Origin of the sequence: Janthinobacterium sp. 64 (assembly GCF_002813325.1) — a bacterium.
Classification (GTDB): Bacteria; Pseudomonadota; Gammaproteobacteria; order Burkholderiales; family Burkholderiaceae_D; genus Janthinobacterium.
Genome location: NZ_PHUG01000001.1, coordinates 1,006,302 through 1,024,472 on the forward strand (window position 1 = coordinate 1,006,302; position 18,171 = coordinate 1,024,472).

Genomic DNA, 18,171 nt, shown 5'->3' on the forward strand with positions numbered 1-18,171 from the left:
TCTGGCGGCATGCGCTCAGGGCACGCCGACGTCGTAGCGCTTGCCCAGTCGTTTCAGTTCGCCCGTCTCGATCAGGTTATTGAGTTCCTGGTCGAACTGCAGGCGCAGCTTGTCGAAGGCGGGCGAACGGGGGAAGGCGAAATAGCCGTTTTGTACTTCGATGACCTTGGGCAAAGGTTTCACCTGGCGCCCATAGCCCAGGCGGGCGATGACGGGGTCGGTATTGCGGCGGTTGCTGACGAACACGTCGACGTGGTTATGCACCAGCATCTTCAAGCCATTTTCCACATTGTTGGCCACGCTGACCTGCAAGCCGGGCCGCACGCGCTCCCAGTCCGCGCCATACGCCCAGCCATTGAGCAGCACCACCCTGCGGTTCTTCAGCGCCGCGTAGTCGCCATCCCAGCCGAAGCTGGCGTCCTGGCGCGTGTAAAAGACCATCTGGTCCTGGTAGAACGGCTTGTCGGAAAACCCCATGCTGGCGATGCGCTCGGGCGTCTTGTAGGGGCCGATCAGGATATCGGCCTGGCCCTGCGCCAGCATGGCTTGCGCGCGCGCCCACGGCACCATGCGAAAACGCACGGTGTTACCCGTGCGCGCCGCCATCAGGCGCAGCAGTTCGGCGCCCAGTCCGCCATACTCGCCACCATCCTGGTATTCGAACACGCGCTCGAACTGCGCGCCCACGGCCAAGAGTTCCCGCGCTGGCGCCTGCAATGGCACAAGCAGCACGGGCCACAGCAGCGCCAGGGCCAGCAGGCGCCGCCCCGCTTTCATCAGCCGACGATGCGCAAGGAGTAATCGGTGGCCCGCACGTCCTTGGTCAGGCTGCCGATCGAGATGCGGTCCACGCCCGTTTCGGCAATCGCCCGCACGGTGTCGAAATTGATGCCACCGGACGCTTCGAGCAAGGCGCGGCCGTTGGTGAGGGCCACGGCCTCGCGCATCATGTCGTTGCTGAAGTTATCGAGCAAGACGGAGACGGCACCCGCGTCCAGCGCTTCGCGCAATTGCGCCAGGGTTTCCACCTCGATCTGCACGGGCACGCCCGCGTCGAGGTTGCGCGCGTTTTCCAGGGCCTGGCTGACGCCGCCGGCGGCCGCGATATGGTTTTCCTTGATCAGGATGCCGTCGTACAGGGCCAGGCGCTGGTTCTTGCCGCCGCCGACGCGCACCGCATACTTTTGCGCCAGCCGCAGGCCCGGCAAGGTCTTGCGCGTATCTAAAATGGATGCCTTGGTGCCGGCGACCACATCGACATACCGGCGCGTGGCCGTGGCCACGGCCGACAGCAGTTGCAGGAAATTGAGGGCGCTGCGCTCGGCCGTGAGCAAGGCGCGCGCGGGCGCCTCGATCGTGCACACGACGCTGTCGGCCTTCATCATGTCGCCTTCGGCATAATGCCAAACGATGTCGATGCTGCGGTCCAGGCTTTTCATGATGCCTTCGAACCACGGCGCGCCGCACAGCACGGCTGCTTCACGCACGATGACGCGGGCCGTGACGATGTGGTCGGGCGGCACCAGTTCGCCCGTCAGGTCGCACTGGCCCACGTCTTCCAGCAAGGCGGCCAGCAGATTGCCTTCGAAGGCGCGCGCCAGGGCGGGGTCAAAGGGAGCGAAAGAATTGACGAGGGTACTCATGCTGGACCGATTCCTTGGAACAATGTGGTTTCTTTTGCCAGGTCCGCACCCGGCTTGAGGCCCGCCTTCTTGGCGGCGGCGAAGTCGAGCATGCGATTGATCGAGCGCACGGCCAACTGGCCGACGGCGGGATCGACGTGGATTTCGTTGTGCATGTTTTCCAGCGTTTGCGCCAGGTTCAGCAAGCCGTTCATGGCCATCCACGGGCAATGCGCGCAACTCTTGCAGGTGGCGCTGTTGCCGGCCGTGGGCGCTTCGATGAAGCGCTTGCCCGGCGCGGCCGCGCGCATCTTGTGCAGGATGCCGTTGTCGGTGGCGACAATAAACGTGTCCGTGTCCATGGTTTGCGCTGCCGCAATCATTTGCGACGTGGAACCGACCATATCGGCCAGCGCCACCACGTTGGCGGGCGACTCCGGATGCACGAGCACCTTGGCTTGCGGATACTCTTCCTTGAGCAAATCGAGTTCGATGCCCTTGAATTCGTCGTGCACGAGGCAGCTACCCTGCCACAGCAGCATGTCGGCGCCCGTTTCCTTCTGGATATACGAACCCAGGTGCTTGTCCGGTGCCCACAGGATTTTCTTGCCCTGCGCATGCAGGTGGGCCACGATGTCGAGGCCGATGGACGACGTCACCATCCAGTCCGCGCGCGCTTTCACGGCCGCGCTGGTGTTGGCGTAGACGACGACCGTGCGGTCCGGATGGGCATCGCAGAAGGCCGTGAATTCATCCACCGGGCAGCCGAGGTCGAGCGAACAGGTCGCGTCGAGGTCGGGCATCAATATCGTTTTCTCGGGGCTGAGAATTTTTGCCGTTTCACCCATGAAACGCACACCGGCCACGACCAGGGTCTTGGCCGGATGGTCGCGCCCGAAGCGGGCCATTTCCAGCGAGTCGGAAACGCAGCCGCCCGTGGCTTCGGCCAGGTCTTGCAGGTCAGCATCAACGTAATAGTGGGCAACGAGCACGGCTTCGCGCTCGATCAGCAGGCGCTTGATGCGCGTGATCAGTTCGGCTTTCTCGGCCGGGGACGGCGTCGCTGGCGTGCGTGCCCAGGCGTGAGCAGTGCAGCTGGCTCCGTCTTGTGGATGTTCGTACTCGACGGATTTGATGGCTAAAGTTTGCATGGCTGTGTCAAACAAAAACGGGATAGACCGGCACGATTGCAATAAAGCAGGTGCGCCGGAACGAATGGACCGCGGCGCGTCGGTGTGCTGCTGGGTGGCTGGCGGTTGGCAACGCCGGCTTGGATTGTCGGATTACGCTCCACCTCGGCGGCCCCGCTAATCCGACCTACGCGACCAACTCAACCTGACGTAGGTCGGATTAGCGCACAGCGCGTAATCCGACGCAACGTTAGCCTATAAATTAATCGATACCCTGGCTCTTCAAGTAATCTTCGTAATTGCCGTTGTAATCGACAATGCCGTCTTCCTTGATCTCGATGATGCGGTTGGCCAACGAAGACACGAATTCGCGGTCATGCGAGACGAAGATCAGGGTGCCCGCATACTTTTCCAGCGCGATGTTCAAGGACTCGATCGATTCCATGTCCATGTGGTTGGTCGGTTCATCGAGCATCAGCACGTTGTGGCGGCCCAGCATCAGCTTGCCGTACATCATGCGGCCCTTTTCACCACCGGACAGTACCTTGACGGCCTTCTTGACGTCGTCGCCGCCGAACAGCAGGCGGCCCAGGATGGAGCGCACGGCCTGGTCATCGTCGCCCTCTTTCGTCCACTGGCCGATCCAGTCGGTCAGGTTCGTGTCTTTGGCGAAATCTTCCGTCGGATCTTGCGGCATGTAGCCGACGTTGGCGTTTTCCGCCCACTTCACGCGGCCCTGGTCCGGCTGCAGGCCGGCGATGTCGCCCGCGATGCAACGCAGCATGGTGGTCTTGCCGGCGCCGTTGGCGCCGATGATGGCGATGCGTTCGCCTGCTTCCACCATGATGCTGAAATTCTTGAACAGCTGGCGGTCGAAACCTTTCGAGATGTTCTCGACTTCCACGGCCAGGCGGTGCAATTTCTTTTCGCCGTCGAAACGCACGAAGGGATAGGCACGCGACGATGGCTTGATGTCGTCGACCTTGATCTTTTCGATCTGCTTGGCGCGCGATGTGGCCTGGCGGGCCTTCGACTTGTTCGCGGCGAAGCGGCGCACGAATTCCTGCAGCTCGGCAACCTTGTCTTTCGCTTTCGCGTTGTTGGCCAGCTGCTGGTTGCGCGCCTGGGTCGAGGCGAACATGTATTCGTCGTAGTTGCCCGGGTAAATCTTCAGGGTGCCGTAGTCCATGTCGGCCACGTGGGTGCAGACCTGGTTCAGGAAGTGGCGATCATGGGAAATGATGATCATGGTGGAATTGCGCTCGTTGAGCACGTCTTCCAGCCAGCGAATCGTGTTGATGTCCAGGTTATTCGTCGGCTCGTCGAGCAGCAGGATGTCCGGGTTCGAGAACAGCGCCTGCGCCAGCAGCACGCGCAGCTTCCAGCCTGGCGAGACGTTGCTCATCGGGCCTTGATGCAGCTCGATGGCGACACCGGCGCCGAGCAACAGTTCACCAGCGCGCGATTCAGCCGTGTAGCCGTCGTACTCGGACACCTTGCCTTCCAGGTCGGCCGCCTGCATGTAGTCGTCGTCGGTCGCTTCCGGGTTCGCGTAGATCGCGTCGCGTTGCTGGATGGCGGCCCACATTTCCGTGTGGCCCATCATGACCACGTCGAGCACGCGCATGTCTTCAAACGCAAACTGGTCCTGGCGCAGCTTGCCCAGGCGCTCATTGGTATCGAGCATGACGTTGCCGCCCGACGGGTCCAGGTCGCCGCCCAGGATCTTCATGAACGTCGACTTGCCGCAGCCGTTGGCGCCGATCAAACCATAGCGGTTGCCGTCGCCGAACTTGACGGAGATATTCTCAAACAATGGCTTGGCGCCAAACTGCATCGTAATATTTGCGGTTGAAAGCATGTGATATTAGGTCTTTATTCAGTTAAAACAGCTAGTTAGGTACTTTTCTCCCATTATACAGCACCCACCATCATCCACTCTATAGTGGTCCAGCATAGACATCTGGCGCTATTTGGCGAAAATACAAGTTGCAGATGATGGCAAGAAAATATTATTGCCGCTTTTCCATTTAACAGCTACGCTGCGGCGTTTGCTTTTCCCTTACCCATCACTTTGCAGGCATCACTTGAAAAAAATCACCATCGCCACCGCCGTGGCCGTCATTGCCATCGCCGCCAGCGCCTATGCATCGCCCTACTACGCCTTGCACCAGATCAAGACAGCCCTGGCCGAACGCGATGCCGACGCCCTGGCCGCGCATGTGGACTTCCCTGCCCTGCGCGCCAGCGTCAAGACCCAGCTGGAAGCGAACATGGCCAGCAGCATCGAGGCAGTGGCCGGCAACGACAACCCGTTTGCCGCGCTGGGCCAGTCGATCGCCGGCGCCATGCTGGGCAAGATGGTCGACGCCATGGTCTCGCCGGCAGGCGTCGTCGCGCTGGTCAACAAGAGCGCCATCAGCCCGCCATCACGCGCTGAAACAGACGCTGGCGAAGCAGTTGGTGACGCGCAGCAAAAAGCCGAGTACTCGGCTGGCTATGCCGGTCTGAACACATTCGTCGTGCGCGCGAAGAACGATGACGGCAAGCACGATGGAGCGCTGGTCTTGCAGCGCCATGGCGTGTGGGGCTGGAAATTGAGTTCGATCGAGCTGGCGCCGGCGGTGGCTGGCAGGTAGGAAGACTGGAGCGGCATTATCAAAACCGGCATGCGATCACGAGTGCATCTGGATCGCGTACTGCTCTTTTTCATTAGGCCAAGCAAGCTGCCGCGCCCCGGCCTGTGCTCCACAACCCTCACCTTTCATATGGCGGCGGTGTAATGGATGGCGCCGGCTGCCGCCGCCCCGTGGAGCTGCCGAGGATACGGTAAATTATATCGGCCGGCACCTGATGCTCTTTCAAAAAGGCGAGCGCAACTGTCCGGCCCAGCACCGTGTGGAATTCGATACCTTGCTCCACCAGTCGCGCCGTCGCCGTATCGCTGCGGCTGTTTTTCCCGCCGCTGTCATCATGACTGGACATGGCACCCATTTTGCCTCCCATCATTAAAAGGTCGTTGGCAACCTGACCGAGATCGATACATCGGGCGTATCGCGCGTCAAGCCTGCGCCCACCGAAATATTCAAGGTCCGGTCTTTGGCAAGGCGATACGAATACCCCATCAGCAGCGTCCCAAGCTGCGTACGTACGGAACCGGGTACGGTTACGCCATTCTGGCGTGTGCGACCAATGCTGCTGTGGTCGTAGCCCAGACTGAGCGATGCCTTTTCATTGAGCGCCAGGCCTATGCCAAAATTGACGCCGAAAATCTTTCCGGGGTCAACGGTCCCCAGGGGTTCGCGCAGCCCGCCCAGCACCAGCCGGCTGACGTCATTGCGCTTGAAACTGTGCAGGTAACTGATGCTGCCAAAAAAAACGGCTGGGTCGGAGGGAAACAGCCAGGTCAGGCTGGGCTGCAGTGAATAGAAGCCTGAACCGGTGGGCAAGTCCAGTGGCAAGCCCGTTCCCGTCGCATTTTCGCCCACGCAACGGCGCGTACAGTCGGTGACGACATCGAACGGGTCGCGGCCCGTACGCGTCTTGAAGCGCAAGCCTGCCACGTAATACGCCTTGTCGGCCCCGCCGTTATTCAACTGGTAGCGGGCGGCCATTTCGATATCGCCCAAGCCGCGCCCGCTGGTATCGAAAACCCGCTCCACTGCCGTCCCGGTAAACAGTTCGCGACTGACGGTTGCGTCCGAGCGGTAGACATAGGGCACCCTGACCTCGACTTCGAAACGGTTGCTCAGGCCAGTACGCCCGGTCAGGGCCGCCGTAAAGGTATTGCGCTTGACCTCGCGCACATCAATCAGACCGATCAACAGTGCGGGTATGATGGTGTAACCGACCAGGGAAACCCTGTTGCTGGAAGAGTAGCCGAACTGCATGGATGGCTCCAGCACATATTTCCCCCTGGGCGTGAGCACGCCCGGCTGTTCGAACAGCGGCGCAACTTCGGGCGGACGGCTGTCACGGCTCGGTGCTTGCCCTACCGGTACCGGTTTGGGTGTCGATGACGGCGCCCCTGGCGTGGGCTGATTATCCTGTGCATCGGCCGGCGACAAGTAAGCTCCCTGCAGACCCGTACCTCGCTGTATGGCCAGGCGATCGTTAGCAATAGGCTCGCTGCCCTGCAGCGCGTCGATGCGGCGCTGCTGCGCTTGTAGCGATTCGCGCAACACCTCCAGCAAATGGCGCTGCTCGATCAATTGCGCTTTCATGCTATCAAGCCGTGTAACCAGGTCGTCCTGGTCGCTGCCCACCACTTGTTGCGCCTGCGCTGCGGCACTCAACAACAGTGCCGACACGCCGGCTGTGCCCAGCTGCAAAAAGTAAAGATGCCGCATCGTCTCTCCCGATAGTAAGCCCTGCATGTCAGTGCATGGCGTTGATAAGGCGATGGTATAAACGCCCCGACTCCGTCGCTGGCCGTCCTGCTGTAGCTTCCCGGCGCCGCCGATGGCATTTCTGCAGCATGCCCCACTGAACTACCTGGGACCTGCGACCGTGCCGAGAGCATTTTGCAATGTGTCCTGAAAATTCGCCATTTTCAGCAGCTCAAGGCTGTTAACACTGGTATTGACGATGGTCTGGGTGCGCAAGACCTGATCGTTCAAGGTGTTCTGGATCACGGTGCCGGCCATCGTTTGCGCCAAGGAGCCAGGTGCAAAGATATTTCCAGCACCGTTCTGCAGTACGTTCATCGACGCGACCGCCGTACGCACCAGGTTGGCCTCCTCCACACTCAAACGTGTCACATCGGAAATCGAGAATGCAACGCTCGATACCACGTTGCCATTGATGCTGACCAGACGCTCTATCCCGAAGGACATGCTCAAACCGCCTGGCATCTCGAAACCGCCCCGCGCCTGCTCAAGTGTTTCGTCACTGACAGACGTCCATCCTGCTTCGGGCAAGGTGGCACCCACATTCGGTGCGGCAACCAGCAAGCACAACAGGCCTGCGGCGACAAGCCGCTCTTTCTTGCTCATACTTCCTCCAGCGCGATATCTTCCCGCCATTAAAAATTTCCCGTTTCATTCTTCGGCATGGTGACCTGATCGAGGCCGCCACGGCTGATCGCCAGGCCAAGTGGCGCTTCCGGCGCCACGCGCCAGTCATCTGGATCATTGAACCTGGCCGCCCGCGTGGCGCCACCCGCAACCGTATCCGGTGCGGACGGGGCTATCCGGCCATGGATCACGAACAGCAAACGCCCTTGCCAGATCGCATCGAAACTGGCACGTGGCATGGCCCGTGTGCCACCGGCAGGGTCGCCGAGCAGCACGCGACTCTGGCTCAAGCCTTTGATGACGACAAAATGGCGATAGCCCTTTTCGGCCACCAGCACGATGGCTGGAAAGCGCGCCTCGGCCAGCTTTTCCAGCGGCAATTGAAAGCCATCGGCCAGAAAACCGCGCGTTGCAAGAAATCGTTTGATATCGAGCAAGGAAAAGCCTTCGCGTCGAATTTTCTGTTGGTCGCCATGCAGATACATTTGTTCAAAAACAAACTGCTCCGTCACAGGATCGGCGTAATGATGCGACAACAAGGTAACCACCGCAGCCGAGCCACAACTGAAATCGTATTGCTGATGCAAGGTGCGCTGAAAACGCGCCTCGCGTATGCTCATAACGGGCACATCGAAGCGCGCGCCGCCCAGGGCGGCAATTTCCACCGCCCCCGGTTTTGTGCAGGCGAGTGCGCCAAACAACAGTAGCGACAGCGTGGGCAAAGAAAAAATGGCAGGTGCATACATGGCTAGCGCATCTGCAAGTTAATGATGGTGGCGTTCTGGATCAATACATTGGCTCCGGAATTCTGAATGACGATCGGGATGCCGGAGGCATTGGCAAAGGCGGCGCCATCAATCGTATTGGCGCCGGTGTTGACATAGGTGGCCGAGTTCCCGGTAACGTAGCCGTTTAACCGCGCTTCATTGGTCACCGTATCGCTGCCGCCGCGGGCCAGTTCGAGTGCCTGATCGCCTGCGGCCCCGCCAAGGCGCCTGGCAAAAGGCATTTCCACTGCGAGTGGCATCAGTGCCTTCAGCGACTTGTCCGGCATGGCAATTGGCGTGCCGAAATCTGGCTCGGCAAGCAAGGGCAAGTCCATCGTTTCCTGTGCCGCCCCGGCGCCTGAGGACAGGCATGCCAGGCCAACACAGCATATCAAATGCAAGAAAGGTCGCATGCTCATCCCCTTGTTCATGACTTGCGATGCTCCGCCGCAGCGTTGCAGCGGCGGAGCCTGGCGCTGATTACTCAGCCGCTTATTGCCCCACGGACAAATTGGCCTGCACCGTCACGCTTTGCTGGATCAGCGAAGAAATACCGCTGTTCTGGCTGATGACGAGCAAACCTGCCGCAGACTGTGCAGTCCCCGTCATGGCATTGGACATGTCGAAGGTGCCAGCATTGACGGAAACCGCCCCCCCCGCACCGCCCGTGCCGCCCATGCCCGTGCCGCCCGTTGCTGCGCCGGCCGTATTCGTGCCGCCATCGCCGCCAGCACCACCGGTATTGCCGCCGCCACCCGCGCCACCAGCACCGCCAGCGCCTGCCATGGCGCTGCCATTCGTCGGCGAACCGTTTGTTGCGCTGCCGTTGCTCGAACTGCCGCCGGCCGCACCTGCGCCGCCGTTGTTTTGCGCCAATCCACTGCTGCCGCCAGCGCCGCCAGTCGCACCAGCGGCACCGCCGCCGCCCGTGCTGGTACCGCCCGCACCGGCACCACCGGCACCGCCCGTACCACCCGTTGCCGCAGCGCCGGCACCTGCAGTACTCGTCAAGGCAGCACCCGCACCACCGGCACCGGAGCTACCAGCGCCACCTGCGGCCCCGGCGCCACCCGTGTTCGTCCCACCGGCGCCACCAGCGCCGCCCGTCGCCGTGCCCCCCGTCGAGGTAGCGACGCCGCCGTCCGTATTTCTGGCCAGGCTGCCGGCATTGCTTCTGCCACCATCACCGCCAGCGGCACTGCGGCTACCGCCACCGTCACCGCCGTAGCCACCACTGGCCCTGCCACCATCACCGCCGTTACCGCCGATGGTGCGACCGGTATTACCGCCAGAGCCGCCACTGGTATCACCCGCCCAGCCGCCCCGGCCGCCGTTACCGCCATAGACATCGCCGCCAGCTGCGCCACGACCGCCAGCGCCACCGTTGCCGCCATTACCTGCATCGCCGCTGTTCGCGTCCCGGGCCACGCCACCAGCACCGCCGGCACCAGCCGTGCTGTCACCTACGATGGCAGCGCCGTTGATGGCGCTGCCATTCCTGGCTGCGCCACCTCTTGCACCCGATGCGCCGTCCCCGCCAATGGCAGCACCGCCCGAACCACCTTTGCCATAGGCATCTCCGCCTTGTGCAGTGCCGCCGGTGCCGCCATTACCCGTACCACCATTGGCATTGCCGTTATTGCTGGCATAGTTACCAATCGCACTGACGGTATTGCCCGACACCTGGCCACTCAGGCTGCTTGATGCCGTGGCGGTCGACGTATTGAAGGCATTGGCCACGCTATTGCTGCTGGTCGCGCCATTGTTTGCCGCAGCCGAGCCAAGTGCATCGGCGGTCGCACTGCCACTGCTATTATTTTGCCCCGTACTCTTGTCGTTGTTCTGGTCCGAGTTATTGGAGTTATTCGAGTTATTGTCTTGCGTAGCGGAGGAATGATCGTTGGCCCCCGGCCCGGCACCTGATTGCGTCGCAGTATTGCTTGCCGTCTGGGTATTGCTACCCGTGACATCCGCGACTGTCGTCGTGCCATTTTGTGCATGGGCGCTGAAGCCGAAGGCCAGCGCTATCGCTGCCGCGATGAGAGTTTTTTTCATTGCAGTTTCCTATTTAAAAGTTAATCAGGATGCTGGCGCCGGACTATCCGTCAGGCCCACCACTCCACTGCAAACTTGATGCCAGGACCATGAAATTTACCCAAGCCATTGAATTTAAATGACTTATTCAGCTTTTTGAAGCGACCCAGCATTCACTCAGGAAACACGATTGGAAAAACAGCAAGGATCGTTACAATTTTGTGACACTTGTTTTTTAATCCATATCAATAAAATAATAAAAATCACACAAAATCAATAACTTGAACACATTCTGAGCAAGTGACGGATGAGTCAAAACTGTTACATTTGTAATAAAATGTTACAATTCTCAAGCCTGCTAAATATGTTCAGCACTTGGGACGTGCGGATCAGCCTTCAATATCGAGCTTTTTCATGAGCCGGTATAAAGTCATGCGCGACACGCCCAGGTCGCGCGCAGCCTGGCTGATATTACTGCCGGCATTGGCTAGGCTGGCCTGGACGGCTTCGCGGTCCGCACGCAGACGGCTACCGCCCAGAGCAGCACTCTGGCCAGCCTTCCCCGAGGCCGTCAAACCCAAGTCGCGCGGCACAATCAGCTTTCCTTCCGCCATGACCATTGCGCGCCGCACCCGGTTGATCAATTCACGCACATTGCCTGGCCAAGCATGTTCGCGGATAGCTTGTGCGGCGGCACTGCTAAAGCCCTTGACCCGTGGCGCCCGTTCCGCAATATAGGTGGCAAAAAAGTGATTTGCCAGCAGCATCAAGTCTTCCTTGCGTTCACGCAAAGGAGGCACGTCGAGCGCAAGTACGTTGAGCCGGTAGTACAAATCTTCCCGAAAACTGCCTTGCTGGACCGCATGGAGCAAATTGACATGCGAGGCAGCAATGACGCGCACGTCAACCACGGTGCTGTGCGTGGCTCCCACACGGTAAATTGTTTTTTCTTGTAGAAAACGCAGCAAATTGGTTTGCAGGGACAGGGGCAGATCGCCTATCTCATCGAGAAATACCGTGCCACCGGCGGCCGACTCGATCAAGCCCTGCTTGTCGCGTGTAGCTCCCGTAAATGCCCCTTTTTCATGACCGAATAGTTCCGATTGCGCCAGACTTGCAGGAATCGCACCGCAATTGATGGGCACGAACGGCCCGGCCGCGCGTATGGAGTGGGCATGGATCGCCTGCGCGGTCAATTCCTTGCCGCTGCCCGACTCGCCCCAGATAAGTACCGGCGCACTGGCGTTGGCAACCTTGAGGATCTGTTCCCGCAAGCGGCCAATGGCAGCGCCGTGGCCCTTTAATTGCATATCGGCGTGCTCCATCTCCGACAATGGCGACTCTGCCATATCGCGCAGGGTGGCATAGCCATAGGCATGTCCCAGCGTATGCTGCAGCCGCACTGCATCTACCGGCAAGGTATGGTAGTCATAACAATGGTCGCGCACCAGGCGGCGGCAGGCCGTGGTCTGCAATACACGTGGCGGAAACACCCCTACCCACTGCGTGGCCCAATGCTGGTGCAGAAAACTGTCAATTTCTTCTATCCCATCAAGCGTAGACATCAGCACACCGACGGGGAAAGCATGCGTGCGCAAGGCGCGTGCAGCCGCCGTCAAACTCTTCACTGCACAGACCTGCCATCCGCCCCAGGCCACGCCGAACTCCTGCATGCCGACCTCACGCAGGAAACCATTGCCGTCCAAATCGATACTCAATAACTGTCGTCTCAACATCCGGCCTCCAAATTGACTGTCATGGTCAGGTAATTCCCGGTTCAACAGGAGGCTTGCCCATCGCATAGTCCACTTTCTGACATGCCGCACCGCGCATTGCTTTGATGGCATGCAAAGAGGAGAAAAGCGCAGCGCGCATCGTCCTGCCACAACAGCCAGGGAACCGGCAGGACGAAGCAGGCAACGTTCGGCTACAGCTTGGGCTGCCGCGAAAAGCGCAATGCCGTCGCCAAACGTAACGCCTGCGTATAGCCAGCACCGGTTTCATGCTCTAACCAGAGGACACCGTCTTTTTCGACGACCCACGCGTCGACTATCAAGGTATCGAATGGTTTTGACGTCTCTTTTATATCAATTTTCACCCTGCCAGTGGCTTGATCTATTGCCCGAAGCACCCTATTGGTTCGCTGAGTAAACTCAATGAAATAGTTATGAACAATCGTTTCTCTCACAGCTTTCTTCACGAAATCACCTATATTTTTTAAGAACAGTGTTATTCGAATGAGATTTTTATATACGAGAATTCTAATTAAATAATTTCCCAGTGGTAATTTTTTTTGTATAGGACAATTCAGCTTGGAGAGTACATACCACTTTTTTTAAAAAATTATCATTAAAATAAATTTTTTGGACATCAAAACACAAGTAAGGAATACAAGCAATACTTCTTGCGATAGTAATTTTTTATGGAACTTCGGACCTCAATCTTTAAAAAAACATATATTTTCCAATAGAAATTATTTCCACGGAAATAACTTAAAATGCAAAAAAAATAACGGGGGCCTTCATGATATCAGGGAAGATTTAAGGAGAAACGCCTACTGGCGATACGTTGATTTATATCAATAAAATTGTCACAGATATACATAAGTGTTGCCGCCCTGCTAACCTATATGCCACTCGAATACCAAAAGTGAGGGACAGGCAGTGACCAACAAAAGTGACTTTCAATTAATAGAAAGAGCATGCGACGGAGAAACCGCTGCATTTGAGATGCTTTATCTCAAATACAAATTCAGAGTCAAAAATGTTGTTGCCAGAATTCTATATAACCAAAACGATATTGAGGATATTGTTCAAGTTACTTTCATGAAGGCATTTAAGGAAATAAAGTCATTTCGCAGAGAATCAAGCTTCTTTACCTGGTTATTTATCATCGCCAGCAATAGCGCAAAAGTTCAATATAAAAAACGGCATAAAGATGACGAGTGCCTGCATGGCACGGTCGAATCATATGAATCATCCGGAGAGATTGGCAGCATAAATTCTGAAAACAATCCAGAAGAGATTTTTATAGCATTACAGTTACACATCGAGCTTAATCGGGCCTTTATGGCCTTACCCGAAGCATTGCGAGTCGTTTTTTTTCTTCGTGAAATTGAGTGCTTGAGTTACGAGGAAATATCCCGGGAGGTGGCCTGCCCGATAGGCACAGTACGCAGCCGCATTCACAGAGCGCGAGAGGACGTCTGGAGGGCCGTCGGCAAGGGCCGAAGATGAGGAATAAAGATATACAAGCGATTGACACAACAAGTCACGAATAAAAAAATCTTTTCCAACTTTGGATAACATCTGGATCAAATCTCATGTCAATCACTTCAAATACGGCAGCTTTTCATTATCCATGTGCCATGCCATGCGCCAGAAACGATGTGCTCACGGCGCAAAAGATAGATGTGGGGCTCATTTTTCAGGCAATGCTAGGAACCATCTTTGCGGCGGAATATCTTCGGCAAAACGGTATCCCATTGGAAACTGCGCTTCGCGTCCTCACCCTTTCGCGCAGAACGAATCCAACACCGCCGAAAATGATAAACGACTGGAAATAAACATGTAGGCGATCTGGCTGGCGCACGCTGGGCCAGGATAGGCAGGCGCCGACGTTGAATTTTGTGTATTCATACAGTCATTCATCATTAGATCACGGGCTACAGCGACAGGCAGGCGCTGAGCGTGGTGGTGCACGACCCGCACAGCCAGCAGGTGCTGGGCGGCGCCATTGGCAGGACCTCGCTGGGCCTGCTTTTTCTCGATTTGTTTTACTTGCCCGTCGCCGTGCGCAGACTTGGCCTGGGCAGCCAGGTACTGGAACAGTTCGAGGCGGAGGGGCGCCGGCGCGGCTGCGGCTCGGCGGTGCTATATACCATCAGTTTCCAGGCGCCGGCATTTTACGAGCGCCGTGGCTGGTGCCGCTTTGGCGAGATTGCCTGCAGCCCCGACGGCACGAGCCGGATTTTCATGCGCAAGACGCTGTAGGAGCGTCGGCAGCGGTGACGACGGCCAAGTAGCCACGGCACCGCTGCCGACGGTAGTGCTGCAATTTACATGCCCAGCGACTTGAGCAGGTCGGCGTTGTCGTCGTCTTCCGGTTCCACTGCCGGCGCCGGGGCGGCGCCGCGTTCGCGGTTCGCGTATTCCGTATCCATCAGCGAGTCGGCATCGACTTCGCGCGAATCGAAATCGTGCAGCTTGATGAACTCGGTACGGTCGATCGCCAGTTCCAGATAGAAAATGTTGTTCTTTTCCGTGTAGAAGGTGACGCGGCGCATTTCCGGGCGGTCCAGCGGCGTGTCAACGCTGAGCATCACCTGCTTGTTGAGCACCAGCATCTTCGGCTGGCTCTGGGTGATATTCGTTTGCAGTTCGCGTCGCACCTTGCCCGTGAAGTCGCCCACGATCTGGTTCATCAGCTCGCCCATGATGTTCGACACTTCATCCGACGTGTAGAAATTGGCCAGTTCCGACTTCGGCATACCCATGTGCAACATGTAGCGCTCGTAGATTTCCATCGCCGTATCGGCGGCAAAATTGAGCACCACCAGGCCCGTGAAACCACCGTCGAACATCACGAAGCAACCGATGTCCGGCTTCAGGCCGGTCTTCGTGATGCGCTGCACCATGCCTGAATAATTGACCCTGCTTTGCGTTGCAACGTTAAGCACCCGAACCACCGAGTTGCACAAACTCATCAACAAATCTTCTGTACCGTACACAACATCCTTTTCTGCATCCATGAGCAACCTCTCCTACTATTTTAAAGATGACAGCACTGTTTCCCTGCCCGTTGCGAGCCGAAACACGACCATTTCGCTCAGCAAGCGGACGACTTCACCTTTGCATGCCTGACCTTGCGTGGCAGCGCGCGCCGCGTTGCCGCCAGCCCGAACCACCCTCTTACCTTTTTCTGTATAGAAATAAGTATCATGCGCAGAATACCCAGATGTAACATTTCCGTCCAGCCATACCTGCATTTACTTGACGATCTGTGCGGAAATACCATATTTAGCCTGGGTACCGGCACAAGAAATAGTAACTAAAAATCAAGTGCGCGCAAGACCACGCCGCTGACCAGCAGATCGCGGCTCAGGCAGGCGAAGGCGCGCTGGCCGATGCGCAGGCGGTGCGTATCGAAGATGGCCAGCAAATCGCCGCCCTGACCCTGGTCCAGGCTGTGCAATGCTGTGACGGTGATGCGGCACGTCTTTTCCACCCCGAAAACGGACAAATGGAAGCGGATGGCGTCACCCGCCGGTTCGAGGGCGATGCTGTCGCGCAGGATGTTATAGGGCATGGCCGCCGCCCCCGGTCATGTGGCGAACGTGGCCAGGCACGCTTTCCACCCTCAGCGCACTGCCGCCGGCGGGGCCGGACCGTAGTTCAGTCGAAAAATGCATCATGGCGTATTCGGCAATCTCAATGATTAGGAACAAGCCAGCCTAGCGCGATGCCCCGTCAAGCTCCGTCTGCTACCGTACACACATGCTTGTGCCCACGCATCGGCCCTCTCCCTGTGCTATCGTCATCAGCTACTTATCCAGGCAGTTGCCCCAGATGCAAAACATCGTTACCAGCGTTTCGTTCCGCCACATCGATCCGCGCCACAAGGAGCCAGGCCCGAGCCGGGAATTCATCCACCAGAATATCCTGCTGCCGGCGGGCGCCCATCTGCCGCGCATGGGCGAAGCGATCGAACTGATCACCCGTGCGGCCCTTGTTGCGGCCAGGCCCGGCCACCTAAAATAGTGCCTTACATTAAACATAAATGAAACATGAGCGTGACGGCAGCCGGTGGCGCTGTCGCGCGCAAGGAAAGACGACGACACTGATGAGTACTCTTGTAGAGCTGGTAACACAGGAAATGACGGCGGCCATCCACGCCTGGTTCGATGAGCGGCTGCAGCGCACGGACCTGGAGCAATCCGTCCAGCGCACGACCTTGCAAGCAGGCATTTTCAATGACTTCATGCTCGACTACAAGCCAGGGCGCGCGATCGCCGACGATCTCGACCTGGGCTTCGACGACGACGCGCGCCCCAGCACGGCGGCGCGCCTTGACGATGCGCAAATGCGCGAGGGTGTCGTGCCACAACTGACGGCCGTGGTACAGGCCCGCCTGGCGCCGCTGGTGGACACGCCGATGATCGACTACCGCTTCACCTGCCGCGGCAAGTTCCAGACGGCGCAGGGCAAGCTGCACCTGACGTTGCTGGAATACGTCAACGAGGATAAACGCCAGGCCTTGCTGGAAAACATACACGCGTACATCGGACAAAAGCTCACGCATGGCAAGCATCCGACGAAGCCGCTGGAAACGTTCTTCCTGGCGCGCCACCTGCTCGACCCGCAGCTGTTCCCGCAGCTCGACGTGGCCTGGAGCATCGCCCAGTACGAACGCATCCAGGCCTTGAACAAGACCCAGCCGGACGCCTTGGCCAAGCACCGCGCCGACATCATCAGCGCCATCACGCAATGGGCGGAGAACGTTTTCCTGCCGCAATTTTATGACCGCGCGCTGTCCGCCTACCGCGCCACAGAATACACGCTGAAAGCGGGCGCGGCGCCCGATGCACAGACACTGCTGCCGATCGACCTGCTCCTGTATGGCGCCGTGATGATCTTGCGCCATGACGCCAGCTACGCCAAATCCAAGGGCTTGAAATTCCTGGAAATCGCGCACGAACTGGGCAGCGAACGGGCCGTGCGCATGCTGCAGGAAGGCAGCGGCACCTTTCCCGATGCCGACATCCACCTGAAAAACGCACTGCTGGAATGCCGCGCCAACGATGTGTTTGCCACCATCAGCATCACGATTATCCGGGAAGAGCCAGACGCGTATGCGCAGGCGCTGGCGTTCGTCACGCATTTGCTGCAGAACGGTTTTCCGAAAAGCTACCAGATCAAGCTCAAGGCCAAGGTCAAGCAATATCTGCCGATCAAGGGACTGGCCAAATCCGACACGCACCGCTTCTTTGCCAACGCCCTCGCCCATGCGTCCCTGCAGCCGCCACTGGAAGCGTATGCGCGCGCGGCCATTGAAGAATTCGAATTCTATGCCGACACGGAAGGCGAAAAGAATTGCATGCCCGGTAGCTACGCCACGTTCGGCCTGGGTTTGCTCGATGCGCGCTATTTTCCGCTGGTACAGCACTACATGGCCAGCGTCGACGAGGAGCACCAGTGCGTGCAAGACCAGTTCACGGCCGCCTTTGCTGAAAAGCATGGCGTGACGACGGAGTCCGCCCCCGTGCTGGCCGCATGCCTGCGCGCCTGCACGGATAACGCCAAGGTGAAAATCCAGGCGGAACTGGAAGACGTGGCGAAGCTGGAACTGTTCTGCCAGCAACTGCAAGGGCTGGAAGGCTATCTGGTCGAGCACATGCTGTATCCGGTCTGGGGCAAGCTGGAAAAACTGGCCAGCCTGGCGCGCAAGGCGGATGGCCGGCGCAAGGAGCTGCTGCTGTCCTTGCTGGCAGCGGCCAGCAAGGCTGACGCCTAAGGTGTGCAACGTTATGACTTTCACCATTTATAATGCGGGCGCCAAAATTGCCATAAAGAATTTTTTGGCGCCTGACATTGAATCGTGGAGA

At 58.3% G+C, this 18,171-nt stretch carries 20 protein-coding genes; 6 read left to right on the plus strand and 14 right to left on the minus strand.

The genetic code is table 11. From position 1 onward, the window contains the following. Positions 1-15: 15 nt before the first annotated feature. The 4 genes from CLU91_RS04385 to CLU91_RS04400 form a co-directional block, all read right to left on the minus strand. On the minus strand, positions 16-777 hold the full coding sequence (locus CLU91_RS04385; RefSeq protein WP_232730621.1) for a substrate-binding periplasmic protein: 762 nt from the start codon (positions 775-777) through the stop codon (positions 16-18). Beyond that, the gene (gene nadC / locus CLU91_RS04390; RefSeq protein ID WP_100873158.1) at positions 777-1,643 is read right to left on the minus strand and encodes a carboxylating nicotinate-nucleotide diphosphorylase; all 867 of its coding nucleotides are present in this window, start codon (positions 1,641-1,643) and stop codon (positions 777-779) included. The genes CLU91_RS04385 and nadC overlap by 1 nt, the downstream gene beginning before the upstream one ends. Next, positions 1,640-2,773 (minus strand): quinolinate synthase NadA, encoded by a 1,134-nt coding sequence (nadA, locus tag CLU91_RS04395; protein ID WP_100873159.1) that lies wholly within the window; start codon positions 2,771-2,773, stop codon positions 1,640-1,642. The genes nadC and nadA overlap by 4 nt, the downstream gene beginning before the upstream one ends. Positions 2,774-3,014: 241 nt before the next feature. Continuing rightward, positions 3,015-4,613 carry an ABC-F family ATPase gene (locus tag CLU91_RS04400; protein ID WP_099763667.1) on the minus strand — a complete coding sequence of 533 codons (1,599 nt, stop codon included), beginning with the start codon at positions 4,611-4,613 and terminating at the stop codon, positions 3,015-3,017. 226 nt (positions 4,614-4,839) lie between these two features. Between CLU91_RS04400 and CLU91_RS04405 the strand changes: the two genes are divergently transcribed. Continuing rightward, positions 4,840-5,391, plus strand: coding sequence for a DUF2939 domain-containing protein (locus CLU91_RS04405; protein ID WP_157814586.1), 552 nt, complete (start codon positions 4,840-4,842; stop codon positions 5,389-5,391). Positions 5,392-5,509: 118 nt separating this feature from the next. Here the strand turns inward: CLU91_RS04405 and CLU91_RS04410 are convergent, their stop codons facing one another. The 8 genes from CLU91_RS04410 to CLU91_RS04455 all read right to left on the minus strand — a co-directional run bounded on the left by CLU91_RS04410 (position 5,510) and on the right by CLU91_RS04455 (position 12,768). After that, positions 5,510-5,746, minus strand: a complete 237-nt coding sequence (locus tag CLU91_RS04410) for a hypothetical protein (protein WP_157814587.1) — start codon at positions 5,744-5,746, stop codon at positions 5,510-5,512. A 14-nt stretch (positions 5,747-5,760) separates the two neighbouring features. Next, a complete protein-coding gene (locus tag CLU91_RS04415; RefSeq protein ID WP_232730622.1) occupies positions 5,761-7,128 on the minus strand; it encodes an acetate kinase in 1,368 nt (455 codons plus the stop codon). Between the two features lie 114 nt (positions 7,129-7,242). After that, positions 7,243-7,746 (minus strand): hypothetical protein, encoded by a 504-nt coding sequence (locus tag CLU91_RS04420; RefSeq protein ID WP_100876575.1) that lies wholly within the window; start codon positions 7,744-7,746, stop codon positions 7,243-7,245. Positions 7,747-7,775: 29 nt separating this feature from the next. Then, a complete protein-coding gene (locus tag CLU91_RS04425; protein WP_100873163.1) occupies positions 7,776-8,513 on the minus strand; it encodes a C39 family peptidase in 738 nt (245 codons plus the stop codon). Between the two features lie 2 nt (positions 8,514-8,515). Continuing rightward, positions 8,516-8,869, minus strand: a complete 354-nt coding sequence (locus CLU91_RS04430; protein WP_100873164.1) for a hypothetical protein — start codon at positions 8,867-8,869, stop codon at positions 8,516-8,518. A gap of 157 nt (positions 8,870-9,026) precedes the next feature. After that, positions 9,027-10,589 carry a hypothetical protein gene (locus CLU91_RS27755; RefSeq protein WP_157814588.1) on the minus strand — a complete coding sequence of 521 codons (1,563 nt, stop codon included), beginning with the start codon at positions 10,587-10,589 and terminating at the stop codon, positions 9,027-9,029. Positions 10,590-10,957: 368 nt separating this feature from the next. After that, a complete protein-coding gene (locus CLU91_RS04450) occupies positions 10,958-12,286 on the minus strand; it encodes a sigma-54 dependent transcriptional regulator (RefSeq protein WP_232730623.1) in 1,329 nt (442 codons plus the stop codon). 209 nt (positions 12,287-12,495) lie between these two features. Next, a complete protein-coding gene (locus CLU91_RS04455) occupies positions 12,496-12,768 on the minus strand; it encodes a hypothetical protein (protein WP_157814589.1) in 273 nt (90 codons plus the stop codon). A 463-nt stretch (positions 12,769-13,231) separates the two neighbouring features. Between CLU91_RS04455 and CLU91_RS04460 the strand changes: the two genes are divergently transcribed. The 3 genes from CLU91_RS04460 (at position 13,232) to CLU91_RS04465 (ending at position 14,560) form a co-directional block, all read left to right on the plus strand. Continuing rightward, complete coding sequence (locus CLU91_RS04460; protein ID WP_157814590.1) at positions 13,232-13,804, plus strand: sigma-70 family RNA polymerase sigma factor; 573 nt, start codon at positions 13,232-13,234, stop codon at positions 13,802-13,804. A gap of 86 nt (positions 13,805-13,890) precedes the next feature. Next, entirely contained in the window at positions 13,891-14,133 is a 243-nt protein-coding gene (locus CLU91_RS27760; protein WP_157814591.1) for a hypothetical protein, read from the plus strand. 124 nt (positions 14,134-14,257) lie between these two features. After that, a complete protein-coding gene (locus CLU91_RS04465) occupies positions 14,258-14,560 on the plus strand; it encodes a GNAT family N-acetyltransferase (protein ID WP_198521243.1) in 303 nt (100 codons plus the stop codon). Positions 14,561-14,625: 65 nt separating this feature from the next. On the opposite strand, the gene CLU91_RS04470 is transcribed toward CLU91_RS04465, so the two are convergent. Together CLU91_RS04470 and CLU91_RS04480 are read right to left on the minus strand one after the other, a co-directional pair. Then, the gene (locus CLU91_RS04470; RefSeq protein WP_099763664.1) at positions 14,626-15,318 is read right to left on the minus strand and encodes a DUF3334 family protein; all 693 of its coding nucleotides are present in this window, start codon (positions 15,316-15,318) and stop codon (positions 14,626-14,628) included. A 299-nt stretch (positions 15,319-15,617) separates the two neighbouring features. Further along, positions 15,618-15,875 (minus strand): DUF1488 family protein, encoded by a 258-nt coding sequence (locus CLU91_RS04480; protein WP_100873172.1) that lies wholly within the window; start codon positions 15,873-15,875, stop codon positions 15,618-15,620. A gap of 260 nt (positions 15,876-16,135) precedes the next feature. Here CLU91_RS04480 and CLU91_RS04485 point away from each other — a divergent pair, with 260 nt between their 5' ends. Continuing rightward, positions 16,136-16,327: a hypothetical protein gene (locus CLU91_RS04485; RefSeq protein ID WP_100873173.1), complete on the plus strand. Its 192-nt coding sequence runs from the start codon at positions 16,136-16,138 to the stop codon at positions 16,325-16,327. A gap of 82 nt (positions 16,328-16,409) precedes the next feature. Then, positions 16,410-18,080, plus strand: coding sequence for a DUF6138 family protein (locus CLU91_RS04490; protein ID WP_100873174.1), 1,671 nt, complete (start codon positions 16,410-16,412; stop codon positions 18,078-18,080). The last annotated feature ends 91 nt before the right edge of the window (positions 18,081-18,171 follow it).